Here is a 26,410-nt window from a genome sequence, read left to right as displayed (position 1 = left end):
TTTAAACCCGGTGCTTATAGCATCGGGTTTTTCGTTATAAATAGGGTATAAAAAAAGCACAGATTCAAAGAATCTGTGCTTTTTTTTAATCAAAATATTATCAGCAAGTTATTGCTTTTCAATCCATAAACGGGCATTAACAAAAGCTTCAACCCAGGGGCTTACTTCGTCTTGGCGACCTTTTGGATAATTTGCCCAGTTCCATTGAAATATAGAACGTTCTATGTGTGGCATTGTTACTAAGTGACGCCCTGTTTTATCAGTCATCATTGCGGTGTTGTAGCTACTTCCGTTAGGGTTTGCAGGATACGCATCGTAACCATATTTACCTACGATTTTGTAATTATCTTCATCAAGTGGTAAATTAAATTTACCTTCTCCGTGAGAAATCCACACTCCTAATGTTGCTCCTGAAAGCGTAGATAACATCACCGAATCATTTTCTGCAATAGTAACACTTGTAAATCCGCTCTCGTGCTTATTAGAGTCGTTATGCTGCATAATTGGTTTTTGTACATGTTCTGGATTTAATAAATCGAGCTCTACAAAAAGCTGGCAACCATTACAAATACCTACCGAAAGGGTATCTGGTCGCGCAAAGAAATTCTTAAGAGCAGTATTGGCTTTCTCGTTGTATAAAAATGCACCAGCCCAGCCTTTAGCAGAACCTAGTACATCTGAGTTTGAGAAACCACCCACAGCACCTATAAACTGAATATCCTGAAGTGTTTCACGACCGGTAATCAAATCGGTCATATGCACATCTTTTACATCAAAACCAGCGAGATACATTGCATTTGCCATCTCACGTTCACTATTACTTCCTTTTTCCCGTAAAATTGCTGCTTTAGGGCGTGGTTTAGTAGCATCGATTTCAGGTTTAATACCTGTGAATTGTTTTGGGAATGTATACTTTAAATCCTGTCTGTCAAAATTTGCAAAGCGCGCTCCTGCAAGTCCTTTAGCAGTTTGTTGCTGATCTAGTAAATACGAAGTTTGAAACCATCTTCTACGCAAAGAAGGGATATTTAGTCCTATTTCTATAGTGTCTTTTTTAAGTTCTAAATCTGCAGTTTCAGTAGTAGTACCTATATTGAAAAAAGCAATACTATTTTCAGTCAAAATAGATTCAACATCTGCATCTTTAGCTGCCTGAAATACAATACCTGCATTTTCAGCAAAAAGTATTTTTATTAAATCTTTCTCTTCAAAAGTAGTCAGGTCTATAGATACACCTAAGTTATTTTCAGCAAAACACAATTCTAAAAGTGTGGTTATAAGTCCGCCGGAAGCAACATCGTGCCCGGCAACGATCTGATCCTTTTTAATCAAATCCTGAATAACATCAAATGTTTTCGCGAACGCTAAATTGTCTTGTATAGATGGCGCCTGAGTACCAATTTTATTCTGAATTTGAGCAAAACTAGATCCTCCTAATTTAAAATCATCATGAGATAAATTAATGTAGTAGATAGCCCCTTCACCGTGTTGTAAAACAGGTTCGATAACCTTATTTATATCACTACAAGTTCCGGCTGCAGATATTATAACTGTTCCGGGAGCAATCACATCACCATCAGGATATTTCTGCTTCATAGAAAGCGAATCTTTACCGGTAGGAATATTAATTCCCAGGTCTATGGCAAATTCAGAAACAGCTTGTACCGCCTCATACAAACGTGCATCCTCGCCTTCATTATTACACGGCCACATCCAGTTTGCAGATAGTGAAACAGATTTTAAGCCTTTTTCAAGTGGTGCCCAGATAATATTTGTAAGTGCTTCTGCAATACTATTTTTACTTCCTGCAACGGGGTTTATTAAACCACTTACAGGCGAGTGACCTATAGACGTAGCAACACCATTTTTAGAGTTAAAATCAAGGGCCATTACACCCACATTATTTAGTGGAATTTGTAAACTACCCACACATTGCTGTTTTGCAACCCGTCCACCTACACAACGATCCACTTTATTCGTTAACCAGTCTTTGCAGGCAACAGCTTCCAGTTGCAACACATTTTCTAAATAGTCGTGAAAATTCTCTAATGAGTAGGAAACATCATCATAAACACGACTTATTTTTGAATCGGTCATTATGGTTTTTGGTGAACTGCCAAACATATCATTCATTTCTAAATCCATAGGTTTTTCACCTGTAGTTTTAGATTTAAATGTAAAGCGATGATCACCGGTCACATCACCTACTTCGTACATAGGAGAACGTTCGCGATCTGCAATACGTTTTAAAGTTTCAGCATTTTGAGCTCCTATTACAAGCCCCATACGTTCTTGCGACTCATTGCCTATAATTTCTTTAGCTGAAAGAGTAGGGTCACCCACGGGAAGTTTATCTAGATCAATTAAACCACCGGTTTCTTCAACCAGTTCAGAAAGACAGTTTAAGTGACCACCGGCACCGTGATCGTGAATAGAAACAATGGTATTTTCATCACTTTCTACCATGCCACGAATGGCATTTGCAGCTCGTTTTTGCATTTCAGGATTAGAGCGCTGAATAGCGTTTAATTCAATCCCAGAGCTAAAGGCACCCGTGTCTGCAGAAGAAACTGCAGCACCGCCCATCCCTATGCGGTAGTTGTCACCACCCAGAATTACAATTTTATCCCCGGTTTGCGGTTTTTCTTTTAAAGCTTGATTCTTTTTACCGTAACCTATACCACCGGCTTGCATAATCACCTTATCATAGCCCAGTTTGCGACCACCTTCTTCGTGTTCAAAAGTTAAAACTGAACCTGCAATAAGCGGTTGACCAAATTTGTTTCCGAAGTCTGAAGCCCCGTTAGAAGCCTTTATCAGAATATCAATAGGTGTTTGATACAACCATTTTCGGGCTGGCATACCATCTTCCCAATCGCGTGGAGATTCTGCCTTTAATCGGGAATACGCCGTCATATAAACTGCAGTTCCTGCCAGCGGTAATGATCCCTGACCACCAGCCAGACGATCACGAATTTCTCCACCTGCACCGGTTGCAGCACCATTAAAAGGTTCTACAGTGGTTGGGAAGTTGTGGGTTTCTGCTTTTAGTGACAGTACACTATCAAATTCCTTTTCGGTATAATAATCTGGTTTATCAGCGGTATTGGGAGCAAATTGTGTTGCCTTAGGTCCATTTATAAAGGCAACATTATCTTTGTAAGCAGAAACAATTTCGTTAGGGTTTTCTGCGGAAGTCTTGCGTATCATCTTGAAAAGTGAAGTAGGCATCTCCTCACCATCTATCACAAACGTACCGTTGAAAATTTTATGACGGCAATGCTCAGAATTTACCTGGCTAAAGCCGAAAACTTCTGAGTCTGTAAGTGGACGGCCTATACGTTTAGCTACACTTTCTAAATAAGCTACTTCTTCCTCATTTAAGGAAAGACCCTCTTGCTGATTGAATGCTGCAATATCTTTTATATGTAAGATAGAGTCTGGCTCAATATTTATTGTAAATACATCTTGATCAAGCTTAGGATATTCCTGAGAGAGCATGGGGTCAAAATCTGCCTTACCAGCAACAAATTCTTCGATACGTATGATGCCTTCAATACCCATATTCTGAGTGATCTCAACGGCATTAGTGCTCCAGGGAGTAATCATTGTGGCACGTGGACCAATAAAAAAAGCGTCTAAAGTAGACGCTTGTATTTTATCCTGATTGCCAAAAAGCCAGTTAAGCTTGTTTATATCTTCTTGTAAAAGTTCATTATTAGTTTGAACTGCGAAAATTTTGGTTTCTTGTGAACCGAAAAAATGAATCATAGTGCTTTTGCTAAAGAAGCGACAAATTTAGTGATTTTTGACCTTTAGATTACCCTAAGATTTTAAAGAAATTCAACAGAATTTAACTCATTGATGTTGATAACCTAGTTGCGTTCTATTTAATTAAAATACAAAAGGCCTCTTAGATTTTTCTAAGAGGCTTTTTACGTTTAATCGTTGCTTACAATTAAGCTTTATCTTTCTTTACCATTAGGCACATATAGAAACCATCATATCCACTTTCGCTAGATAGGATTGTTTTTTGCTTTTCAATTTTAAATTCTCTTCCTTCCTCAGTTTTCAAGAATTTTTTTACTTGTTCTTGATTCTCAGAAGGTAAAATTGAGCAGGTCGCATAAACCATTTTCCCACCCGGTTTTACTATTCTTGAATAATCTACTAGAAGTGCCTGTTGTGTTTCCTGAATTTTTGCAACAAAATCGGGTTGCAATTTCCATTTTGCATCCGGGTTACGACTTAAAACACCAAGACCTGTACAAGGTGCATCTATAAGTAAACGATCTGCAGAGTTGTATAATTTTTTGATAACCTTAGTACTGTCTATAGTACGGGTTTCTATATTATGAGCACCGGCACGACGTGCTCTGCGCTTTAATTCTTTTAATTTATTAGCGTAGATATCTAAAGCAATTAATTGACCTTTATTATCCATTTGAGCAGCTAGATGTAGTGTTTTACCACCTGCACCCGCGCACGCGTCTACTACACGCATACCCGGTTCTACCCCTAAATAGGGTCCTACCAGTTGAGAAGATGCATCCTGCACTTCAAAAAGGCCATTTTTAAAAGCTTCTGTAGCAAATACATTTCCGCGCTCCTGCAGTTGTAAAGCATCAGGATAGGCTTTAAGAGTTTCGGTCTCGTGGCCTTCTTCTACAAGTGCAGCTCTTAGCGTATCTAAATCTCCTTTAAGGCGATTTGCGCGAAGTACCACAGGGGCTTGCTTATTTAAAGAGGCTATCTCAACATCCCATTTATCGCCTAATTCTTTCTCGCCTAATTCATCTAACCAATCTGGGATAGATTCACGCAGTTTTCTAATTTTAGAAAGTTCATCAAATCTACCTTTAATACGACGGGTAGGTGTGTCTTCAAACTGCGGCCACTCTGGTAATTTAATGCCTTTTAGGGTACACCAAACGGCAAACATGCGCCAGATATCCTTGCGGTCTATGGGTTCTTTAACTTCTGCAATTTCTGCGTAGAGACGTTTCCATCTAACAATATCATAAGTTGTTTCTGCTACAAAACTACGATCACGAGATCCCCAGCGTTTATCACGCTTAAGTTGTTTTGATATAACTTTATCGGCATAGCTGCCTTCGTTAAAAATTTCGATAAGACCATCAACGACGGCGAAAACCAGATTGCGGTGTAAACGCATAAAAAGTGTATTTAAAAATGTGGGCAAAGGTACAGGTTTAAAGGCGAATAGTTTTAAATTTCCCTAAATTTTAGAATATGAGACTTTATATTACAATTCTTACTTTGATTATTCTTTCGAGTTGTAAGAATTCCGAAGAAAAAAAAGAGAATTTGAGCCCTATTAAACGTGTTGAAATTGAGACTATTTATAGTGACTCTGTAAGTATACGTGCAATAGATATACTTAATGATGGCAGTCTCGCATTTGCAGGCTCTAACGGTAAATACGGGTTATATGATTTTAATACCCAAACCTGGAATACCGGGGTGTTAAAACAAGATAGTTTAATACCTAATTTTAGAGCTGTAGCGCATACGGCGGAAGACTTTTTTATGTTGAGTATTGAAAGTCCTGCATTGCTTTTTAAAACAGGTGATACGGGAATGGAAGTTGTATATAGGGAAGATGATCCCAAAGCTTTCTACGATTCTATGATTTTCTGGAACGATAAAGAGGGGATTGCAATGGGTGACCCTACTCAAAATTGTATTTCAATACTAGTAACCCGTGATGGTGGCAACAGCTGGACAAAAGTTGACTGCTCAGAGCTTCCCAGTGTGGCAGAAGGAGAAGCTGCTTTTGCTGCTAGTAATAGCAATATCGCCATTTATAAGGATCACGCCTGGATAATTACCGGAGGAACGGAATCTAATGTATTACATACTGCTGACAAAGGTAAAACCTGGGAGTTGTTCAAAACGCCTATTGTACAGGGTATTGCAACTACCGGTGGGTATTCTATAGATTTTTACGATGAAAATACGGGTATTATAATAGGTGGAGATTACACTAATCCTAAGGGTAATACGGGCAACAAAGCACTTACTACAGACGGTGGAAAAACCTGGAATTTAATCGCAGATTCAAAAAATCCAGGTTATAGAAGTTGCGTGCAGTTTGTACCCAATACAAATGGAAAGGAAATTCTGGCAGTAGGTTTTGAGGGTATTGATTATACGAGCGATCAAGGGTCAAGCTGGATAAACTTAAGTACAGAAGGTTTTTTTACAGTACGTTTTGTAAATGATAGTATAGCTTATGCAGCAGGTACAAACCGCGTCGCTAAATTAAAGTTTCAACGCTAAAAAATAAATGCCTGTTTACATCGTGTAAACAGGCATTTTTAAAGCTTAGAGGATATTATTATTTTTTTCTTTTACGGTATTCTTCCCAGAGTTTTTTGCCAAATTTATGTTCAACTTCAGGTAGAAAAACCATTTTTGCAGCAGGAAGTTTTTTAGTTAAGTCAGACATCAAACTGCTATCTAGATTATATCGCTTTTCTATGATATCATTGTATTCTGTAATTAACTTGTTTGCTTCGGCCTCTGAGAAATTATTTTTTGCACCTGCAGAACCATATTTTTGTTTAAATAATTCACGCTCTCTATTGCGCAAATCATCCATCTTTTTATCGTAAATATTGTAAATAGGCCAAAACTTTTCAGCTTCTGCTGGCGTAAGTTCTAATTCTTCAGTTAAAAATGAGACTTTTAAAGCCTTTATACGATCGTGGCGATCGTTTTGGGCATAAGTTGCAAAGCCTAAAAGCAACCCCATTATTATAATTAAATTCTTCATAGTTATTGGTTTGGTTTATTGATCTGCACTCCACGCATTAGCTATGATGTCCTGATCTACGTAATCATAAATGACTTCTTCATTTTCAATCTGAGAATCAAAAATTGAAGTATTGTCTTCGATATTGGTTAGCTCTTCTTCAGAAAAATAATACGGCAATTGATCTTGATCTACGAGATAACTTTCTATACTTGATACAGACAGTGAATCAAAATCTTCACTAGTATTTATAGGATTTATAACATAAAAAATTAAAGCAACTACAGCTGCAAGAGCTACAAAAGCTTTTGCAAAAGTTTGAAAATCGTAATTAATTAACTTTCCTTGCGGTTTATTTTTATCAATTATAGATGTCTCAACTGCTTCAAAGTAACCATTGGGTACTGTAAATGGATTTATTTTAATAGGGAAAAGCTGCTGAAACTTTAATTCTGTAAACAAACGATCATCAAACGATTTAAAGTAGTCGCTCGGGATATTAAATTGTTCTTTATTAGTATTATTGCTTTTCATTATGTTTTAGACTTTAGTTATTTTAAAAGGTTTAAACACCGGTAACGTATTCTGTAATTTTTTTTACAGCATGGTGGTAACTGGCTTTTAATGCACCTTCAGAAGTGCCTAAAATTTCTGAAATTTCGTTGTATTGTAATTCGTCATAATATTTCATTATAAATACCTGTTTCTGCTTAGCAGGTAATGTATCTATCGCTTGTTGTAATTTTAATTGGGCTTCTTCTCCATTAAAATAAGGATCACTTGTAAGATTTGATATAAGACTTTCTTGAAAATCCTCATTACTAAGATGAGTGGTGCGTTGTCGTTTTTTTATAAAAGTCAAACTCTCATTTGTAGCAATACGATAGAGCCATGTATAAATCTGACTATCGCCATTAAATGTATCTAAGTTCTTGTAGACTTTAATAAAAGTATTTTGCAAAACATCATCTGCATCTTCGTGAGAAATAACCATACGTCTTATATGCCAATACAAGCGCTCTTTGTATTCACTTACCAAATCTTCAAATTTGATCGAAACCTGATTTAATGTTTTAATACTCAATATTTTTAATCTTTGTTGCAAACAAATAAAAAGTTCGCTGTTAATAAGACTTAGGATTTTTCTAAAGGTTTAATGCATTGCATTAAATTAAGATAAATTTATAGGAGTAGATTATTTTAAAGGTGCTTATAATGCCTGTAATTATTTAATGTTTTGACAATTAACTTGGGTTTGACGTTTATAACAATGAAGATTCGTCTTTAGAGGCGAAAGAGAAAACACGTTAAAATGCTTTTATTTTCAGACAAAATACCTGATTTAGTTGTTTTATATTCAAATTGAACCTATATTTGGTAAAGAAAGTAAATAGTTTTAGAGTGTTAATTTTAATTGATGTAATTATTTAAACCGTTTAAAATCCCTTTTTTGCCCCAAGTATAAAAGTTGATTTAATTGTTACCGTTATATTTCCCGACTAGATTAATTACATTATTTAAAAAAGCCATATTTAATTATAAATATGGCTTTTTCAATTCTAAATCCCAGTATTAATTTATTGGTTAAAACTTATATTGGCCAACATATATTTATTATTTAATTCCTAGAGCCCTTTTAACTTCTGGCATCAAGTCTTTCCCTTTAGCCATTATAAGTCCGTTTGAAGCCGCTGAGTCAAGTACATATAAGAAGCCTTGATTGTCTGCAAGTTTTGTAACTAATTCTTTAGCCTTTTCACGAATAGGCGCAAACAATAGTTCTCGTTTTTCAGCAAGTTGTTTATCTATGTTTTGTTGAGATTGTGCTAGATTACGTTCAATTAATTCAAGATCTGCTTTATGTTTTGCCGTTTCGGTAGGAGAAAGGGTAGAGGCCTCATCTTCAAATTTTACATATTTTGCCTGATATTCTCTGTAAGAAGTTTCAAAATCTGTGCGATATGCTTGATTAAGACGATTGAGTTCTGCCTCAGCTTGTTTGCTTTCGGGCATAATTTTTATAAGCTCTTCCATATTTATATGGGCAACCGTACCTTGAGCAAATATATTACCGGTTAAACCTGTGAATACTAAAAGTATTAAAAATGCGTGTTTCATAAGGGGAACTTGATTACATAGTAAAAATACAGATATTTAAAGTATTTCTTTGGAAGTGATTGTTTTTATCCTGATTAATTAATCACAAGTCGTACCATAAAGACGGTATTCAAATTCTTTTGTATCAATCTTTAATTTGAAATATCACCAATAGTTGTTTGCCAGTTATTTAGTCAATATATATTGCAAAATTACATTTGACCAGTTTACTGTTTAATTCTATATTACCCAATCTAAAATCCCTAAATTAGAATTCATGAAGTTTTATATCCGCATAAGCCTGCTAATACTTTTACTAGGTAATGGCAGCAATCAGATTATGTATGCTCAAAATGGTGAGCGGAGTGGTTTTAAAGATTACTTTCCTATTTCTGAACGACCGTTTTTAGCTGCAGGAAGTGGTGATAACCCATATGAAACAATTTTGCTTGAAGCACAACCAGTAGTTTATTATAGTATCTATAATGATATACGCGATGCTTTAAATAGAGATACTATTGTTAAAGGAGACGCTGTTTACTTAAGTATTCAGCCACATTTGAGAATTTATGATGAGAATTCTAAACCTGTTAAAACACCCTCTTATAAAGCATTTATAGGATGGCAATCTATTATCAAAACACAGCAGAATAATTTTTTAACTGCTGCTATTGAGTCGGGTCACTATTCTAATGGGCAGAGTAAATCTGCTTTTAGTTCAGAATTTGAAGACAATAGTCCAGAAAGTACATTGTTGTATAATAACATCAATGATGATACAGATCTGGCAGAGCTTTTAAACCGGTCATCTGGTAATTTCTCAACTAACCTAACTCGCCTTTCATTAAACTACCGTATAAATACGTTTGATAGTAACAATTATCCTTCAAAATCACATTCCTTAACTGTGGCTTATCAACTGTATCATAATCGTTTTTTAGGTATGTTTCAGTTTGGAGGGTATAACCCGGAGGATATCGAGATTTATGGGCGTCATCAAATAGAAGCTGAATATGAGTTTACAGATCATTTTAAAGGGATGCGATATAGTCTGGGGCAAAAGATATTGTTGCATCCAGATGTACATCCTTCCGCAGATATTTATCGTTCAGAAACAAGTGCTATTTTATATCCCTGGGATAAAGATTTAGGAATTATGGCGCGTTTTAGTTTTGGTTATGATGATTATAATTACCGCTTTGTAGATAGTTATTCTAGAATTTCTATAGGACTTACCTGGGATTTTTTCACACCGTTTGTAGTTAAACCTATAACAGAGCAGAAAGTTCCTAATTAATTGATAATCTAATTACCGGTAGTGTTTTTCAGTAGCATTTCAGGCTTTTAAATTAGACAATATCTAGAGGAGTAATTAACAATTCTAGAAGCAATAGAAAGTTTTTTTAATTATTCTAGTGCGACTCACGAGTCTTATATCGAGGAGTTATTGGGTGTTTGAACAAATCAATCTATTTAATCCCTAATCATAGATTTGTATAGGCTATTAGCAAATCAGTTAGAAGTTATTTCAATACAAATAAGAGGCTTAACCCCCGATTTATAGGTGACATTTCTGTTATTAAATTATACTTCAATAGAAGCTCTTTAATGCTACCATTCCAAATTAAAATATAAGTTCTAAGGTTTTATAAAATCAATACTACTATAAATACAAATCTAATTAGTTTCTTCTGGGTAAATAGCTATTAAGCTTTTTGACAAGTCTTAGGCAAACCTATGAAGTGACGGATATCCAAATTTCATTTAATTTTATTCATTAAAGAGCAAAAAAAAAAGCTCTGTCGATTGACAGAGCTTTAAACAACTTAACTAATTGTGATTTGGGGAAATCATTATTCGTTAGAAGCAATACTATTAGTATTTGAGCCTCCATTAGTATTATATGCTAAAGCATCAGTATTTACGTCAAAATTATTCTGAGCTAATGCGATAGATGTAAGATTTTTCATTTTAGATAATTCTTTAGGTACAGCACCATAAAGACTATTATTAGAAAGGTTAAGTTCTTTTAGGCTATCCATTTTAAGAACTGCTACAGGAAATTGACCATTTATTTGATTATCGAAAAGATTTAAAACCTGAAGATTAGTAAGGTTAGATAAATTCTTATTTAAAGAACCACTTAAGTTATTACTAGTTAACATCAATTGCTCAAGTTTCGTCAAGTTATATAAAGATTCTGGTAGAGAACCATTGAGCATATTACCATTAAGAACTAAAACTTTTAGATTTTTAAGGTTACCAATAGAATTAGGTATAGAACCTTCAATTTTATTGAAGAATAACTCTAATGTTACTAATGAATCAAGATTACCAATAGATTCTGGTAATTGACCGTTAAGGTTATTCATACTTAGATTAAGACCTACTACGTTATTATTTACAACACGTACACCATACCAGGTAGAAACATCTGCAGTTAAATCCCAGGTAGTGTTCCATTGAGAACCGTTTGTAGCATTGTACAAATCAACCAAAGCTTCTTTTTGCGTAGTAGCTACTTCAGCTACAGCATTTAAACTTAAAAAAGCAACCGCAATAAAAGTGATAAGTGATTTCATATATTTGGTTTTTTGTGTTCTACAGCGTAAATATACTACACTTAATCTTTTAAATACACAATAATTCGATGAAATACACAGAAATAATTTATTCAATGATATTTATGTATAATATACTTGTATAAAACCACTAAGTTGTGGCGATTTATTCAAATTCTAAATATATCATACCAGATGAAAAGCATAAAAAGAAATATATGCGGATTAAATAATAAGTATTTTCCTACTTTGTTATGAGCTTTGAGTCTGTAATTAGTTTTCTTCATATTACATTAAGGATAAGTGCAGTAGTGTAGGTTCGTGAACTTCGTGATTACCTTTAAAAGGAATTATGTTGAGTTTATCGTTAAATATCGATTTTAGATAGTTCAATTCAGCTATCATTTTAGAATCTGATAAATACATATCGTCTGTACCATAAATGACGGAAACTTTAGTGTGATTAAGGTGTTTGAAGGTTTCTGAATGAAATTCTCTAGGAGTAGAGCCCGAGTGTAACACAAGGTTATCACAGTAAACCTTAGCGTGAGCTAACCATCTGATTACGGCAGAAACTCCTTGAGAATATCCAAGAATGGTAAGTTTAACAGCGCCTTGTAACTTAGCGCTAATCTCCTGCTCGTAAACCTGGTCAAGATAATTTGTAACATTCTGAATTTCTAGTTGCGTGTTTACACGAGTAAACCAGGATGCACCCACATATTTATACTTTTTATCCTGATAGTATTTACTCGGGGCTTGCGGGGCAATTATATAATTCTCATCTGGATCAAGATGTCTAAAATGATCTAAAAAATAGGTGCTCAGATAGCCAATTCCGTGACAGACAAGCCATATTTTTTTAGTTTTTACTGTAAATGTATTTAACGTGTAATAGGTGTTTTGGGTAGTATAGCTTACAGTTTTTTCTTCGTGCATCCTCGAGGTTTAAGTATCTTTACAAAGTAAATCAATCTAAATCTAAAAAACGATTTTAGAGCGCCAGACACTAGTAAATAGAACAGGTTCATGAATTTAAATGATAAGACTGAAGCACTTGCTAAATGCAATGCTATCTGTAAAAACACGCTAATGGAAACTATGGATATCAAATTCATAGACATTGGAGAGAATTTTCTTACTGCGTCAATGCCAGTAACCTCTAAGGTTCATCAGCCCGATGGTGTTTTACACGGCGGTGCTTCAGTAGCACTGGCCGAAAGCGTAGGGAGCGCGGCGAGTTTTATGTTTCTAGATGCCAAGAAATTTTTTGTGAGGGGAATCGAAATTTCTGCGAATCACGTAAAGAGTATTTCTGAGGGTATGGTATATGCTAAAGCTACCTTTTTACATAAGGGTCGCACCACTCAGTTATGGGAAATACGTATTACTAATGAAGCAGATAAACTGATTTCTATTGTTAAACTTACAACCATTGCGCTGCCTAAAAAGTAAGTATGACTTCTAATGAACTTTTAAAATTAGTAGAAAAACAGTACGCTGCTAATCTCCCCTTTGTGATTTATAAAAATCCTAATGCTAATAAAATAGGAGTATTCTTACAAAACGATGATACGCTTCATACGATAACTAGTTTTGAAGAGCAGGGTTTTGTGTTTGCTCCTTTTGATTCAGAAAATCACAATATCTTAATTCCGGGTGAGCCTATTTACGCTGATGATATTAATCATAGCAGCGTGAGCTTAAATGCTTCTAATAAGAAAGAGGCTTCTGTATTAGAAAAAGAACAGCATATCGCTCTAGTTACAACTGCAATTAACTACATAAAGCAAACTGAGCTTCAAAAAGTAGTGGTATCGAGAAGTCAAAAAGTACCTGCTAAAAATTTAAATCCTGTAACTATATTTAAAAATTTAGGAGCTAAATATAAAAATGCTTTTGTCTATTTATGGCATCATCCTAAAGTAGGAACCTGGTTAGGAGCAACACCAGAAACGCTAGTTTCTGTAAACGGCAGATCTTTTGAAACTATGGCGCTTGCAGGTACACAACCATACCTAAGCGATGAGGAGGTAAACTGGGGATTTAAAGAACAGGAAGAGCAACAATTAGTAACCGATGAGATTGTTTCTAAACTAAAACCTTTCAATCTGGTGAAATTTAAAGTACACCAGCGCGAGAATTATCGTGCAGGTAATTTACTTCACTTGAGAACACGTATCACAGGGAGCTTTAGCTCAATAAACACTTCAATTAAAGATATTATTGTAGCATTGCATCCTACACCGGCGGTTTGTGGTTTTCCCAGAGATTTAGCTAAACGATTTATTAAAGAGCAAGAGTCTTATGATCGTGAGTTTTACACCGGTTTTTTAGGTGAGCTAAATATTTTGAAAGATCAGTCAAAACGCAGAAATCCACGAAATGTTGAAAACCTGGTGTATAAGACACTTACTAAATCTACGCAGCTTTTTGTTAATTTACGCTGTATGCAGTTTAAAGATAATGCCGCAGAAATATATATAGGTGGTGGTATCACTAAAGATTCTGATGCCGTTGACGAATGGGAAGAAACGGTAAATAAAGCACAAACCATTGCAAGTATTCTTTAAGGCTAGAGCCTTTATCGTATTTTTGATGTAATGAATTATTCTACTATACCCGTCGCGCAATCTGTGGTTCTACTTTGCTTAGAAAAAGGTGTGAATCATATTGTAATATCTCCCGGATCACGTAACGCGCCTCTCACGATAGGTTTTACGCAACATCCTCAAATGCATACCTATAGTGTGGTAGATGAGCGTTCTGCAGCTTTTTTTGCTTTAGGGTTAGCACAGCAGCTGCAGCAACCGGTAGCAATTGTTTGCTCGTCTGGTAGTGCAGTTCTTAATTATTATCCTGCGATTTCTGAAGCTTATTATAGTGATATACCTTTAGTGGTGATATCTGCAGACCGTCCTATAGAGCGTATTGACATAGGTGATGGTCAAACTATACGGCAGCGCAATGTTTTTGAGAATCACATACTATATTCGGCTAACTTATATTCTGAATATGTGCCTGATGAGGCCGTAACAGACCCTAAGCTTATTCAGAAGCAACGAGAGGTAACCAAGCATAACCAGCAGGAAATAAATAAAGCACTTAATGAAGCGCTGGTAAATCAAGGTCCGGTGCATATTAATGTTCCGTTTTATGAACCGCTTTATAATACTACAACGCAAAAACTGGTAGATCCTATTATTGTCGCACCAGAAATAAAATCTGATGTACTTAATCAAGATCAATTAGCTTCATATATCACAAAATGGAATTCTGCAAAGCGGAAAATCATTCTTATAGGTGTTTTACAACCTAATACAATTGAACAACAATTTTTAGACCGGCTGGGTACAGACCCTAGCGTACTTGTATTTACTGAAACGACATCTAATACACATCATTCTAACTTTTTTACGCGCACAGATAATATTATAGGATCTTTAGATGATGAAGGTTTTAAAGAGCTTCAGCCTGAGATATTAATCACGCTGGGCGGAATGATCATCTCTAAAAAGATCAAGGCATTTCTTAGAAATTATCAACCTAAAGAACACTGGCATGTAGATCCTAAAAAAGCATACGACACCTATTTCTGTTTAAATAAACACTTTAAGGTACCTGTGAATTATTTCTGGGCTAATTTTTTAGATAAGACCCAAGTTGTCGAAAGTAACTATCAAAGTGACTGGTTGCAAGTGCGATCACGACGCGATGTATTGCATCAGGATTATATTAAAGAAATGAGCTGGTGTGATTTTAAAGCTTTTGATTTACTTCTGGCAAAATTAAGACCAGACAGCTTATTGCAGTTAGGTAACAGTTCTACGGTGCGATATGTTCAATTATTTGATATTGATAAATCACTAAAAGTGTATTGCAATAGAGGAACTAGCGGTATTGACGGAAGCACATCAACAGCTGTAGGAGCTGCGGTAGGAAGTAAGTTACCTACAACACTGATCACAGGAGACCTTAGTTTCTTTTATGATAGTAATGGGTTATGGAATGCTTATTTGCCAAAAGATTTTAAAATAATTGTCATAAACAACAGTGGAGGAGGCATCTTTAGAATTTTACCGGGAGACAAGACTTCGGCAATATTTGAAACGTATTTTGAAACTATACACAATCTTGATGCATCACATTTATGTGCGATGTTTGGTATAAACTATTTTTCGGCGACTTCAGAAGAAGAGCTGCAACGTGCTCAGGAAGAATTTTATAGCATAGCTGATGCTCCGTGTTTGCTTGAGATAAAAACGCCTCGCACGTTGAACGATCAGATTTTATTGGGTTATTTTAGTTACATCCGTTAGGAACTTATTTTAGTTTTTATTTTTATGTATATTTAAAGAACTTAATTAAAAATAACTAAACACAATAGTATCTTATGAGTAAAAGAGATGAAATGATCGCTAAGTATGCAGCAGATTTAAAAGAAAAACTAAACCACGAGGCAGATATGGATTTGTTGACCAAAGTTACAATAGGTTGCGGTCCGTCTATATATAATAAAGACTCATCAACGGTTTCTGCAAGTAGTGAATCAGAACTTGAGACCGTTAAAAATAACTTTCTTATTAAAAAATTAGGCTTGTCTGATGATCCTAAATTAATGGAAGGACTTCATAAAGTCATGGAAGATTATGGTAAATCTAATCGTAATAAATACCGCGCAGTAGTGTATTATTTACTTACTAAGCATTTTGGTAAAGAAGAGGTATACAGTTAAAATCTCTTTAAAAAAATATAAAGGTCTGCTAATTCTCATGTTAGCAGACTTTTTTGTTTCCTATAGATTGTAAGATAAAGTTCTATAATTTCAGATTACTATTCTTTACTATTAGTGAAGTATAATCGCTATTACTTTCCTAATTTTGAAAACACAAAAATAACATTATGCTTGCACTCGGGGAATTCCATAAAATGATAATAGATCGCGATACAGCACCCGGCTTGTATCTACGTGATGAAGAAGAAAATGAAATATTATTACCCGGTAAATATGCTCCTGAAGGTTTTCAGTTAGAAGACGAGATTGATGTATTTGTGTATTTAGATAATGAAGAGCGACCCGTTGCAACTACGCTCAAACCTTATATTCTCAAAGATGGTTTTGCCTATTTAAAATGCACATCTGTTTCTAAAATAGGAGCATTTGTAGATTGGGGAATAGACAAAGAACTCTTTGTGCCTTTTTCAAATCAAGTTACAGATATGCGTGAAGGCAGCTCTTACTTAATTTATATGTATCTGGATGAGAAGACAAATCGTTTAGTAGGATCTTCAAAATTTAATACATTCTTAAAAAATGAGGACATTGATGTTGAGAAATTTGATAAGGTTGATCTATTAGTGTCTCATTTTTCAGAATTTGGTGCGCACGTAATTATTAATGAAAAGTTTCAGGGATTAGTACATAAAGACGTGATTTTTGAAGATATACGTGTAGGGGATCGTCTTCCTGGTTATATAAAACGCGTACGAGAAGATAAGAAAATAGACGTTTTGCTTCAGCCTGAAGGGTATAGGAGTGTTGAGCCAAATGCAGAGTTTATCTATGAAGAATTAAAACGCAATGGCGGTAGCTTACCGGTGCACGATAAAAGTTCGCCAGAAGATATTAATGCCTATTTTGGTATAAGCAAAAAGCTTTTCAAAAAAGCAATAGGCGCCCTTTATAGAGATCGAATGATTACCATTTCAGATAAAGGAATTGCACTTAAAAATCAAGAGGAGTAAATACGTATTATTTAGCACAGTCGTAAAAATTAAAGAACAAAACATGCAGGAACCAGATTGGATAACGGTTAAAGAATATCAAGATATTACCTATAAGAAAGCAGATGGTGTTGCTCGTATTGCATTTAACAGACCCGATGTGCGTAATGCTTTTAGGCCTAAAACTACAGCAGAGTTACTAGACGCTTTTCACAATGCACAAGAAGATACGTCTATAGGTGTTGTATTATTATCTGCAGAAGGCCCGTCTTCAAAAGATGGCATTTACAGTTTTTGTAGTGGAGGAGATCAGAAAGCGCGTGGTGATCAAGGTTATGTGGGTGATGATGGGTATCATCGTTTAAACATTTTAGATGTTCAACGTTTAATACGTTTTATGCCTAAAGCAGTAATTGCTGTAGTACCCGGCTGGGCCGTAGGTGGCGGTCACAGTTTACATGTAGTTTGTGATCTTACCTTAGCATCTAAAGAACACGCGATTTTTAAACAAACTGATGCAGATGTAACTAGTTTTGATGGCGGTTATGGATCTGCCTATTTAGCAAAAATGGTAGGTCAGAAAAGAGCTCGTGAAATTTTCTTTTTGGGTCGAAATTACTCTGCTCAGGAAGCTTATGAGATGGGTATGGTTAATGCTGTAATACCTCATGAAGAGTTAGAAGCATCAGCTTTTGAATGGGCACAGGAAATTTTAGCAAAATCACCTACATCTATAAAAATGCTGAAATTTGCGATGAACCTTACCGATGATGGTATGGTAGGACAGCAAGTTTTTGCAGGAGAAGCGACACGCTTAGCCTATATGACAGAAGAGGCAAAAGAGGGTAGAAATGCATTTTTAGAAAAAAGAAAGCCCAATTTTGAGAAAAAATGGATTCCATAGGTGATAAATTGGTTAGGTTCTAGTATTTTTAAAACACGCACTAAAACCCTCATCAATGGAACAAAAGTTTACAAACGCCCCAGTAGACATTGACTCCTTACCAGAATATCAAGAATTGACCTATACACAAGTCTCTGTAAAGAGAATGTATAAGGTTTTTCTTGTTTTAGGACTATTCGCTATTTCTTTTGTTATAGGTCTTTATTTCTTGCGTGAAGTGACGGAAGTGCCTGGCTTGATTTTAGGGCTTGCAATTACAGGAATATTGGTATTTGCATGGTTATTCTTTTTTCAGTTTATGTTTCAGAAACGTATAGGCTATGCTTTGCGTGAGCACGATATTGCTTATAAACGTGGTTTTTTATTTGAAAAAATAACGATAATACCTTTCAATCGCATCCAGCATATTTCAACTTCAGAAGGTGTACTTGATAAAATATTTAAAATATATAACCTCAATATATTTACTGCTGGGGGATCTGGCAGTGATATCGATATTCCCGGCTTGACGCCAGAACTTGCGGCAAGATTGAAGAATAAGGTAGCTAATCACCTAATAGACACAGATGATTAGGCCTTTTTCAGAACCTCAAATACAATCAAAACTGGGTGTTATTCTCATCTTTCTATCTCAGTTTTATAAATTCTTAAGAGCCTTTGGAGCGGCATTAATTTATTTTCTTGTTAAAGGAATTAGTTCTGAGATTTTAAATAAAGTTTTAATAGGGGCCGGATTTTTCATAACGCTCTTACTTATTTATAGTATAATAGCATTTTTACGTTTTAAGTTTCACATTAACTATGCAAATTCTGAATTTGTATTAGAAAAAGGAGTTTTTAATACTGAAAAAGTAAATGTTCCTTTTAATAAAATTCAGCAAGTATATTTTAAAAGGTCATTACTACAGCGCGTTATTGGTGTTTATAGTCTGGTACTCGATACCGCAGGAAGCAGTGGTAAAGAAATAAGTATTAAAGCACTTAGAGAAAAAGATGCTAAAGAGCTGCAACAAGTATTGATGCAGGTAGCAAAAGTGGGTGAAGAAAATGTTACTGGTGCACACGATGTTTTGATTAAAGAGTTCGTCTCAAACCCGTCAAATGCGTGGGAACACAAGCTTTCTCCAATGACTTTATTAAAACTAGGTCTTACGAGCAACTACTTTAGAGGAGTCTGGCTAATACTCATATTTGCAGGTTCTATTTATCAACAACTGGGTGATTTTCAATTTATAGAAAGTGATACTTATACAGATAATGTACGAGGCTATTTAGAAGCTTATAGCAGACCTATAGAAATATTTGTACTTACAGCCATCGTATTTATCAGTATTTTTCTATTAGGACTTTTAATCTCGTGTATAGAGATTTTTATTAAGTATTTTGATCTTAAACTACAGCAAACTAATGACAGTCTTGAGTTAGAAATGGGACTGAAAACTAATACTAAAACAAGTTTAAAACCTAGAAGAGTTCAGCTTCTTCGGGTAATTACAAATCCCATTCAAAAGAGGCTAAATCTTCACGAGGTTCAAATTGCTATTGCCAGTAGTCAAAATGATCTTACAAAGACAAAAATCCGGATTCCGGGATTAGAGCGTATTCAGGTAGAGAAAGTAAAGAAATTTTTATTTACCTATAAAGTAAAAACAGGTAACCTATTCAAGCCAGCTGTATATCTCTATTTTCGATTAATAATTTTAGCAGCATTACCCTTATTACTAACTGGAGTAGTAGCATCTTTTATAGTGCCCAATTATTTAGTAGAGGTGACCAGTATTTTATCTATTATTTATGTAGCTATAGTAGTACCATATCAATACTTCTGGTATCGTGCCTTATCTTTAGAAATTACTCCTGAATTTGTAATTATGAAAAAAGGAGTATGGAATCAAAAAGTTGAAATTATTGAGCTTTTTAAGCTCCAGGCGATAACAGTAAATCAACCATTGTGGTATAAAAAGCGAAAGCTGTTTAACTATACCTTTCATACTGCGGGTGGTGATTTAAGCTTCTCACTTACTTCAGAACTGGTTCAAAAACAAATAAATTATGCATTATTCAGGGTTGAAGTAGATCATCAACCCTGGATGTAGCAGTTTAAATTTATCGTATTGCGGGATATTTTTGAGGATTTACCTCGTGCATAATCGAGTAGATTTTTTCAAATATATCTTCGGCGGAAGGTTTTGAAAAGTAATCTCCATCTGTACCATATGCCGGTCTGTGCGGTTTTGCAGTCAAGGTTTGGGGTGTGCTGTCTAAGTATTTAAATGCTTTTTGTTCATCTAAAATATGACTCATTAAATATGCAGATGCCCCACCAGGCATATCTTCATCAACAACTAATATGCGATTTGTTTTCGCGATACTTTTTATCGTATCGTGATTTAAATCAAAAGGTAAAAGCGATTGTGCATCAATAACCTCAATATTAATACCTGAAGCCTGTAATTCCTGACCCGCTTGCATAACTAATCGCAGAGTGCTTCCGTAAGATAAAACGGTTATATCTGTACCTTCTTTTACTACTTCAACTATACCTATAGGTGTTGTGAATTCACCTAGATTTAGCGGCAACTGCTCTTTTAATCGATATCCGTTAAGACACTCAACAACAATTGCAGGTTCATCACTTTTTAATAGAGTATTATAAAATCCTGCTGCTTTAGTCATATTACGCGGAGTAAGAATGTAGATTCCTCGTAAAAGACCTAAAAGTGCTCCCATTTGAGAGCCACTATGCCAGATGCCTTCAAGTCTGTGACCTCGAGTTCTAACAATTACAGGAGCAGTTTGCTTACCATGTGTGCGGTAGCGCAGTGTAGCAAGATCATCGCTTAGTGTACTAATTGCATAAAGTACATAATCAAGATATTGTATTTCTGCTATGGGTCGCAGGCCGCGTAATGCAAGACCTATTCCCTGACCTATGATTGTAGTTTCTCGTATACCTACATCTGCAACTCGTAGTTCACCATATTTCTCTTGCAAGCCTTCTAATCCCTGATTTACATCACCTATAGTTCCTGCATCTTCCCCAAAAACTAGACTATTAGGATATTTACTAAAAATAGCATCAAAGTTGTCACGTAAAACTACTCGAGCATCAACATCTTTTGCTTTCTCGTCATATTCTGGCAGTACTTCTGCTATGTTAATCGCTTTAGAGTCGTTAGCGCTGTATAAGTGTTTGCTGTAATTAGGTTGCTCATTTTCAATATATGAAGTAACCCAATTTCTTAACGATGTTATCGCATTACTCTCTTCCTGAGCAACAAATCGAAGTGCTTTACGAGATGCGGATAGTAAATCTGATTTTAAAGCATCTTTTTCATTAACTAATGCTTTAAGAATAGGTTTTATAAATTGACCGTTACTGCTTTCTGAAATAAGTGTCTCCAGTAGGCTAACCACTTTTTTCTTTTCATCTCTTATAGGATTTAGAAAAGCATCCCAGGCTTTACGCTTTCCTTCGCGAACGTTGCGTTTGATATCTTTTTCTATATCAATAAGTTCTTCTTCTGTAGCGATCTGGTTGTTAAGCATCCACTCACGCATTTTTGTATTGCAATCGTGGTCTTTTTCCCATTGCAAACGATCACTGTTTTTATAACGCTCGTGAGACCCTGAGGTTGAATGGCCTTGAGGTTGGGTTAGTTCAGTCACATGTAAAATTACAGGTACATGCTCATTACGGGCGATGTCTCCTGCACGCTCAAAAGTTTCTATTAACGCAGGGTAATCCCAACCTTTAACTTTTAATATTTCAAAACCTTTTTCGGTTTCGGTACGTTGAAAACCACTTAAAATTTCAGATATATTTTCTTTAGTAGTTTGATGTTTTGCGTGCACCGATATACCATAATCATCATCCCAAACACTAATTACCATAGGTACCTGTAAAACTCCTGCAGCATTTATGGTTTCAAAAAACATACCTTCAGAAGTACTCGCGTTACCTATGGTTCCCCACGCAACTTCATTTCCTTTATCAGAAAGGCCTTCTGTTTTCGTTTCAGTAACATTTCTAAAGATTTTTGAGGCTTGCGCAAGACCTAAAAGTCTAGGCATTTGACCAGCAGTAGGGGAGATGTCTGCACTACTGTTATATTGCTCCAGAAGATTTTTTAGATTTCCCTCTTCATCAAGACTGTGTGTTCCAAAATGACCACCCATCTGTTTACCGGCACTCATAGGGTCATTTTCAATACTCGTGTGCGCATACAATCCTGCAAAAAAGTTGGCAATCGTAAATTCACCAATTGCCATCATAAAGGTCTGATCTCGATAATAACCTGATCGCCAATCGCCTTTTTTAAAAGCTTTTGCCATTGCCAGCTGTGGTACTTCTTTACCATCGCCAAAAATACCAAACTTAGCCTTGCCCGTTAAAACTTCCCTGCGTCCTAATAGACTACATTCTCTACTGGTTACAGCAATTTTATAATCTTCTAGAACTGTTGCTTTAAAATCTTGAAAAGATATTTCAGAGGTAGGCTCAGATTGCGTGTGCATATATTTAATGAGTTTTCACAAAAATAAGGAAAAAACCCGTTAAACACAATTCAATAATTATCTAATAAAATGATAATTTTTTAATAAAAAGCCATTTAATTGCGGGTTATTCAATAAAAGGAAATTTATAGGGGTGTTTAATGAATTTATTGAAATTTATTGATGATCAAATAATTAAAATAGGTCTAATACCATTTACGCGTAAATAGGCTTAGCATCGTACCTATATCTAATGTCACGATAAAGCGTATTTTCTGATCGTAGTTTTGTTGACCTACTTCCCATCCGTTAGAAGAATGTATGGGGAAAAATATCTCAAAATAATCTTCTACTAATACTGTGCGAATACCACTATCATATAAAAAGCGTGCAGGATTAACTTGATTTTTGATGAGCCCCACATCTACATAGCCGTGAATAAAATTCCAAAGCGTTGTACTTGTATTAATAGAAGTTAACCATTGATTTCCAAATGGGGTATCTAGTTGTGATTTAAAACCACCTTCGGCAAGTATAAGTTGCTGACTAAACAAACCACTACTTTCTGAGCGACCGTAATAATTATAATTAAATAAATAATCTGTAGGACGGTCTGTGGCAAAGCTGAAATAATCGCCATCAGAACGCGTGTCATTGTATAAAAATGTCCCGCCAAAGAAGCGCAAATCAAATTGTCTGTTGTTTAAAAAGACTTTTCGGTATTTAGCAGTTACAGATAGTTTACTAAATTTTTGAGCAAGCTGAAAATCGGTATTCCAGCTTAACGAGTTTATGACCCCAGGATTGTTGTTTGAGTATTGAACATTAAAAACACTATAGTTAGGATCGTCATTGCTTATAAAATTTGACTCATCCCGATATACATTTATGTTGCGTATACTTAGATATTCACGCTTATCTGATCTAAAATCATCTGGTCTAAATGCAAAAGTTATAAACGGTGAGTATTTTTTATAAAGCGCATCAGGAGCGTAAGACGATAAGGAGCCCCCTATACCGTAACGTATCGCAAATAGATTTCCTTCATCAAGATTTTGAGTATAAGTAAATCCTGCACTTCCCGTAATTTTATTTGATTTGAAACCATATTGTGGTTCAATCTTATAACTAAAGGGTTTAGATAACAAAGTCTTGTTATACATTTTAGCTCCTAATCTAAAGCCGTCGTAAAAGTTATATTCTGCAACCGGCATAAAAAAGACTTGATTTTTTGAAGGGTCTTCTAAGTCTTGAAAAAGTTTAAACTGAAAAGGCTTATTTACACCTAGAAAAGGATTGAGTTTTTTGTAATTATTACGCCTATTAAATTCTGGAATAAATCCTTCCGCATTAATAACAACCCGGTCAATATCTTTATTAGAAATAGAGATATTTGTTTCTTTTTCAAAACCATCTACCCAGGTTTTAGATACTATAGAATCTCCTTTCATTCCGTAAACAGGAACGGGAACTAAAATCCCTGTTTTGTTACGTAGTTCTATGTTTATCGAATCGCCTTTTTTCTTGACTTCGTTAAATTTAAAATCTATATTCTTCCTTGTAGTTACAAAATCATTAAAAAACCAGTCCAGATTTTTATTGGTTTTAGAACGTACAATCTGTTCAAAATTTTTGGGAGTAGTAAGCTTTAATTGATTTTCGCTGTAGAATTGCTTTATGCTATTTTGAATTAATGTGTCTGATAAATATTCTGAAAGATAATTTACACCACTAGCAGCTTTGTATGAATTTGAAATGTTTACATTAAACTTAATCAATGAGTCTTTAGGGGTAGCTAAAGATTGATCAAGATTCAAACGAGCCATATGCATGTACAACAGATTGTATTGCTCATTAAATTCTAAATTAGAAATATTAAACTGTCTTGCGACCCAGTAGCGGTTTAAAGTTCCTAAGACTTTTAAATTGGGATAATAGGTATCCATATACCGCATCATCATATTCATCTTCACAACATCTGCAACCCATTTATGTTCTCTTGGGTTTATAAAAAGCGTGCGATCTACATAATTATTAATTGCAGTTTTTAAAATTTTAAGCTCATACTTAAAATCTTCTGGGAAGGGACTAAAGAAGTTGGGTAATTGATTTAAGCCATAAACAGGATTTTCCTTATAATCAATATTAGAAATCACAAGTTTTTCAAAAGGATAATCTCCCAACTCTTTATCAAGATAGTTTGTAATTTTATCAATGATAAGGGCTTCACGCTCGGGGATTACTTTAGTATCGCTAATGTTTGTAATAACGGTAACAGGATCTGTTTCAGTAATTAAAAAGTCTGAATTCTGCCGAAAATAAATTGTTGTATTGTTTCTATTCTTTCCTTCTAAATGCACAGTGCGATAAGAAGATTCCTCATCTATTGAGCTTTGAGTTTGAACCAACTCATTAATGAGTAGATAATTTTTTTTGAATGAAAAATCTATTTTAAAATCTGTAGGTACCATGTACAGATCATCCAGGTCTTTATTGCTGTAGTAATGCCATTCACCATCATAAACGGCTGGAGCTATAAACCAGTATTTTAAATTAAAATCCCCATTATTAAGTGCGCCATAACCTGTAAAGCGTGAATCTGGTATATGTATTTCATAGCTTAGCTTAAGATGCTGTGTGGCTCCCGGAGCTAAAGGATTATTAAGGTTAATCTTAAGAATGTCTTCAGCTTTAGAAATGCGTTCAAAATCTAACATTTTAAACGTGTCATCTATAACTGAATTGATTTGGGTATAACCTCTTTCTTCTGTTGTAGCTAGATGAAATCTTCGGTCATAATTTTCCGCAAAGCGCTTACCTAATTTTGACTGCTTAGAGGCAAAACTATTTGCCCAGTCATTAAAGTATAATGTAGTTAAGGTGTCATTTGAAGTATTTACAAAATAAATATCCTGCTGAATTACAAGTGTTTTTGAATCTTCATACAAGCGTGCAGAAATATTAATACGATTCTGTGCTTCACCAACAGCGGGAAGTATGAAAATTACTAATAGAAGCGCTTTTAAAAACGTCTTCATAAATTTATGTGTAAATGCAAATTGACCAAAATGGGAAATAGCACAGGGGTTTTTAAAGATTAGCGTTAAGTATTCTCACAATACTTAACGCAATAACAGCGGTACTGGTTTTTAAGTACTTTAAAAATTAGGACTTAATTCATATTCATTATAGAAGTTATTGAGTACATCAAGAACTTCGTCTGCAGAGTCTACTAGGTAAATGAGATCTACATCTGCATCACTAATGTTTTTAAAGCTGTCTAGCAATGTATTTCTAATCCACGCCATTAGGTCTTTCCAGAAATCTGTACCCACCAGAATGATAGGGAATTTATCAATCTTATGAGTTTGAATAAGTGTAATTGCCTCAAACAATTCATCTAACGTACCAAAACCTCCCGGAAGAACTACAAATCCCTGAGAATATTTGACAAACATAACCTTGCGCACAAAAAAGTAATCAAAATCTATACTCTTGTCGCCATCTATATAGGGGTTATCGTGTTGTTCAAAAGGTAAATCAATATTAAGACCTACTGAGGTTCCACCTGCTAGGTGTGCACCTTTGTTACCAGCTTCCATAATACCGGGTCCACCACCCGTGATTACGCCATAACCGTTATCTACAATTTTCTCTGCGATCTCTACTGCCAGCTTGTAGTATTTTTGATCTGGTTTTGTACGGGCACTACCAAAAATAGAAACACAAGGTCCTATTCTGCTTAGTTTTTCAAAACCGCTTACAAATTCACCCATAATCTTAAACAGGGCCCAAGAATCATTTGTTTTTATTTCATTCCAGCCTTTCGGCTTATTTTCATTTCTCATA

The 26,410-nt window shown here is 35.1% G+C and carries 21 protein-coding genes; 10 read left to right on the top strand and 11 right to left on the bottom strand.

The genetic code is table 11. The features are described from left to right. Positions 1–108 precede the first annotated feature (108 nt). Positions 109–3,771, bottom strand: a complete 3,663-nt coding sequence (gene purL / locus ACIGAM_RS16140; RefSeq protein WP_396512503.1) for a phosphoribosylformylglycinamidine synthase — start codon at positions 3,769–3,771, stop codon at positions 109–111. A 187-nt stretch (positions 3,772–3,958) separates the two neighbouring features. After that, positions 3,959–5,176 (bottom strand): RsmB/NOP family class I SAM-dependent RNA methyltransferase, encoded by a 1,218-nt coding sequence (locus ACIGAM_RS16135; protein ID WP_396512553.1) that lies wholly within the window; start codon positions 5,174–5,176, stop codon positions 3,959–3,961. Positions 5,177–5,253: 77 nt separating this feature from the next. Between ACIGAM_RS16135 and ACIGAM_RS16130 the strand changes: the two genes are divergently transcribed. After that, positions 5,254–6,303, top strand: coding sequence for a WD40/YVTN/BNR-like repeat-containing protein (locus tag ACIGAM_RS16130; protein WP_396512502.1), 1,050 nt, complete (start codon positions 5,254–5,256; stop codon positions 6,301–6,303). Positions 6,304–6,361: 58 nt separating this feature from the next. Here ACIGAM_RS16130 and ACIGAM_RS16125 read toward each other — a convergent pair whose 3' ends face one another. From ACIGAM_RS16125 to ACIGAM_RS16110, 4 genes are all read right to left on the bottom strand, one after another. After that, entirely contained in the window at positions 6,362–6,799 is a 438-nt protein-coding gene (locus ACIGAM_RS16125) for a hypothetical protein (protein ID WP_396512501.1), read from the bottom strand. A gap of 15 nt (positions 6,800–6,814) precedes the next feature. After that, a complete protein-coding gene (locus ACIGAM_RS16120; RefSeq protein WP_396512500.1) occupies positions 6,815–7,312 on the bottom strand; it encodes a hypothetical protein in 498 nt (165 codons plus the stop codon). A gap of 31 nt (positions 7,313–7,343) precedes the next feature. Continuing rightward, complete coding sequence (locus ACIGAM_RS16115) at positions 7,344–7,862, bottom strand: RNA polymerase sigma factor (protein WP_396512499.1); 519 nt, start codon at positions 7,860–7,862, stop codon at positions 7,344–7,346. 530 nt (positions 7,863–8,392) lie between these two features. Continuing rightward, positions 8,393–8,896, bottom strand: a complete 504-nt coding sequence (locus tag ACIGAM_RS16110; protein ID WP_396512498.1) for an OmpH family outer membrane protein — start codon at positions 8,894–8,896, stop codon at positions 8,393–8,395. Positions 8,897–9,152: 256 nt separating this feature from the next. Here ACIGAM_RS16110 and ACIGAM_RS16105 point away from each other — a divergent pair, with 256 nt between their 5' ends. Then, on the top strand, positions 9,153–10,172 hold the full coding sequence (locus tag ACIGAM_RS16105) for a hypothetical protein (protein ID WP_396512497.1): 1,020 nt from the start codon (positions 9,153–9,155) through the stop codon (positions 10,170–10,172). A gap of 556 nt (positions 10,173–10,728) precedes the next feature. On the opposite strand, the gene ACIGAM_RS16100 is transcribed toward ACIGAM_RS16105, so the two are convergent. Together ACIGAM_RS16100 and ACIGAM_RS16095 are read right to left on the bottom strand one after the other, a co-directional pair. Continuing rightward, positions 10,729–11,457, bottom strand: coding sequence for a Two component regulator three Y domain protein (locus tag ACIGAM_RS16100; RefSeq protein ID WP_396512496.1), 729 nt, complete (start codon positions 11,455–11,457; stop codon positions 10,729–10,731). Between the two features lie 267 nt (positions 11,458–11,724). After that, positions 11,725–12,375 (bottom strand): alpha/beta hydrolase, encoded by a 651-nt coding sequence (locus tag ACIGAM_RS16095; RefSeq protein ID WP_396512495.1) that lies wholly within the window; start codon positions 12,373–12,375, stop codon positions 11,725–11,727. A 90-nt stretch (positions 12,376–12,465) separates the two neighbouring features. On the opposite strand from ACIGAM_RS16095, the gene ACIGAM_RS16090 reads away from it, so the two are divergent. The 8 genes from ACIGAM_RS16090 to ACIGAM_RS16055 all read left to right on the top strand — a co-directional run bounded on the left by ACIGAM_RS16090 (position 12,466) and on the right by ACIGAM_RS16055 (position 20,160). After that, positions 12,466–12,891, top strand: coding sequence for a PaaI family thioesterase (locus ACIGAM_RS16090; RefSeq protein WP_396512494.1), 426 nt, complete (start codon positions 12,466–12,468; stop codon positions 12,889–12,891). 2 nt (positions 12,892–12,893) lie between these two features. Then, entirely contained in the window at positions 12,894–14,009 is a 1,116-nt protein-coding gene (locus ACIGAM_RS16085; protein WP_396512493.1) for a chorismate-binding protein, read from the top strand. A 30-nt stretch (positions 14,010–14,039) separates the two neighbouring features. After that, positions 14,040–15,755 carry a 2-succinyl-5-enolpyruvyl-6-hydroxy-3-cyclohexene-1-carboxylic-acid synthase gene (gene menD / locus ACIGAM_RS16080; RefSeq protein ID WP_396512492.1) on the top strand — a complete coding sequence of 572 codons (1,716 nt, stop codon included), beginning with the start codon at positions 14,040–14,042 and terminating at the stop codon, positions 15,753–15,755. Positions 15,756–15,829: 74 nt separating this feature from the next. After that, positions 15,830–16,171: a DUF2853 family protein gene (locus ACIGAM_RS16075; RefSeq protein ID WP_396512491.1), complete on the top strand. Its 342-nt coding sequence runs from the start codon at positions 15,830–15,832 to the stop codon at positions 16,169–16,171. Between the two features lie 167 nt (positions 16,172–16,338). Further along, positions 16,339–17,181 (top strand): S1 RNA-binding domain-containing protein, encoded by an 843-nt coding sequence (locus ACIGAM_RS16070; RefSeq protein ID WP_396512490.1) that lies wholly within the window; start codon positions 16,339–16,341, stop codon positions 17,179–17,181. Between the two features lie 43 nt (positions 17,182–17,224). Next, positions 17,225–18,064, top strand: a complete 840-nt coding sequence (locus ACIGAM_RS16065; protein ID WP_396512489.1) for a 1,4-dihydroxy-2-naphthoyl-CoA synthase — start codon at positions 17,225–17,227, stop codon at positions 18,062–18,064. Positions 18,065–18,119: 55 nt separating this feature from the next. Further along, on the top strand, positions 18,120–18,638 hold the full coding sequence (locus ACIGAM_RS16060) for a PH domain-containing protein (protein WP_396512488.1): 519 nt from the start codon (positions 18,120–18,122) through the stop codon (positions 18,636–18,638). Beyond that, positions 18,631–20,160: a PH domain-containing protein gene (locus ACIGAM_RS16055; RefSeq protein WP_396512487.1), complete on the top strand. Its 1,530-nt coding sequence runs from the start codon at positions 18,631–18,633 to the stop codon at positions 20,158–20,160. Before ACIGAM_RS16060 ends, ACIGAM_RS16055 begins: the two co-directional genes overlap by 8 nt. A 10-nt stretch (positions 20,161–20,170) precedes the next feature. Here ACIGAM_RS16055 and ACIGAM_RS16050 read toward each other — a convergent pair whose 3' ends face one another. The 3 genes from ACIGAM_RS16050 to ACIGAM_RS16040 all read right to left on the bottom strand — a co-directional run bounded on the left by ACIGAM_RS16050 (position 20,171) and on the right by ACIGAM_RS16040 (position 26,409). Then, on the bottom strand, positions 20,171–22,582 hold the full coding sequence (locus ACIGAM_RS16050) for a thiamine pyrophosphate-dependent enzyme (protein ID WP_396512486.1): 2,412 nt from the start codon (positions 22,580–22,582) through the stop codon (positions 20,171–20,173). A 185-nt stretch (positions 22,583–22,767) separates the two neighbouring features. Continuing rightward, positions 22,768–25,599 carry a metalloprotease gene (locus ACIGAM_RS16045; protein WP_396512485.1) on the bottom strand — a complete coding sequence of 944 codons (2,832 nt, stop codon included), beginning with the start codon at positions 25,597–25,599 and terminating at the stop codon, positions 22,768–22,770. 120 nt (positions 25,600–25,719) lie between these two features. Further along, on the bottom strand, positions 25,720–26,409 hold the full coding sequence (locus tag ACIGAM_RS16040; RefSeq protein WP_396512484.1) for a TIGR00730 family Rossman fold protein: 690 nt from the start codon (positions 26,407–26,409) through the stop codon (positions 25,720–25,722). Position 26,410: the final 1 nt, after the last annotated feature.

Origin of the sequence: Leeuwenhoekiella sp. NPDC079379, from assembly GCF_044542075.1 — a bacterium.
GTDB lineage: Bacteria > Bacteroidota > Bacteroidia > Flavobacteriales > Flavobacteriaceae > Leeuwenhoekiella.
The sequence above is the reverse complement of the archived record's forward strand: the minus strand, read 5'-3'. Positions and strand labels throughout refer to the sequence as shown.

Excerpts from the sequence above, each read along its gene's own strand:
- purL (WP_396512503.1), bottom strand. The coding sequence starts at position 3,771 with ATGATTCATTTTTTCGGTTCACAAGAAACCAAAATTTTCGCAGTTCAA.
- ACIGAM_RS16135 (WP_396512553.1), bottom strand. The coding sequence starts at position 5,176 with ATGCGTTTACACCGCAATCTGGTTTTCGCCGTCGTTGATGGTCTTATC.
- ACIGAM_RS16130 (WP_396512502.1), top strand. The coding sequence starts at position 5,254 with ATGAGACTTTATATTACAATTCTTACTTTGATTATTCTTTCGAGTTGT.
- ACIGAM_RS16125 (WP_396512501.1), bottom strand. The coding sequence starts at position 6,799 with ATGAAGAATTTAATTATAATAATGGGGTTGCTTTTAGGCTTTGCAACT.
- ACIGAM_RS16120 (WP_396512500.1), bottom strand. The coding sequence starts at position 7,312 with ATGAAAAGCAATAATACTAATAAAGAACAATTTAATATCCCGAGCGAC.
- ACIGAM_RS16110 (WP_396512498.1), bottom strand. The coding sequence starts at position 8,896 with ATGAAACACGCATTTTTAATACTTTTAGTATTCACAGGTTTAACCGGT.
- ACIGAM_RS16105 (WP_396512497.1), top strand. The coding sequence starts at position 9,153 with ATGAAGTTTTATATCCGCATAAGCCTGCTAATACTTTTACTAGGTAAT.
- ACIGAM_RS16100 (WP_396512496.1), bottom strand. The coding sequence starts at position 11,457 with ATGAAATCACTTATCACTTTTATTGCGGTTGCTTTTTTAAGTTTAAAT.
- ACIGAM_RS16095 (WP_396512495.1), bottom strand. The coding sequence starts at position 12,375 with ATGCACGAAGAAAAAACTGTAAGCTATACTACCCAAAACACCTATTAC.
- ACIGAM_RS16090 (WP_396512494.1), top strand. The coding sequence starts at position 12,466 with ATGAATTTAAATGATAAGACTGAAGCACTTGCTAAATGCAATGCTATC.
- ACIGAM_RS16085 (WP_396512493.1), top strand. The coding sequence starts at position 12,894 with ATGACTTCTAATGAACTTTTAAAATTAGTAGAAAAACAGTACGCTGCT.
- menD (WP_396512492.1), top strand. The coding sequence starts at position 14,040 with ATGAATTATTCTACTATACCCGTCGCGCAATCTGTGGTTCTACTTTGC.
- ACIGAM_RS16075 (WP_396512491.1), top strand. The coding sequence starts at position 15,830 with ATGAGTAAAAGAGATGAAATGATCGCTAAGTATGCAGCAGATTTAAAA.
- ACIGAM_RS16070 (WP_396512490.1), top strand. The coding sequence starts at position 16,339 with ATGCTTGCACTCGGGGAATTCCATAAAATGATAATAGATCGCGATACA.
- ACIGAM_RS16065 (WP_396512489.1), top strand. The coding sequence starts at position 17,225 with ATGCAGGAACCAGATTGGATAACGGTTAAAGAATATCAAGATATTACC.
- ACIGAM_RS16060 (WP_396512488.1), top strand. The coding sequence starts at position 18,120 with ATGGAACAAAAGTTTACAAACGCCCCAGTAGACATTGACTCCTTACCA.
- ACIGAM_RS16055 (WP_396512487.1), top strand. The coding sequence starts at position 18,631 with ATGATTAGGCCTTTTTCAGAACCTCAAATACAATCAAAACTGGGTGTT.
- ACIGAM_RS16050 (WP_396512486.1), bottom strand. The coding sequence starts at position 22,582 with ATGCACACGCAATCTGAGCCTACCTCTGAAATATCTTTTCAAGATTTT.
- ACIGAM_RS16045 (WP_396512485.1), bottom strand. The coding sequence starts at position 25,599 with ATGAAGACGTTTTTAAAAGCGCTTCTATTAGTAATTTTCATACTTCCC.
- ACIGAM_RS16040 (WP_396512484.1), bottom strand. The coding sequence starts at position 26,409 with ATGAGAAATGAAAATAAGCCGAAAGGCTGGAATGAAATAAAAACAAAT.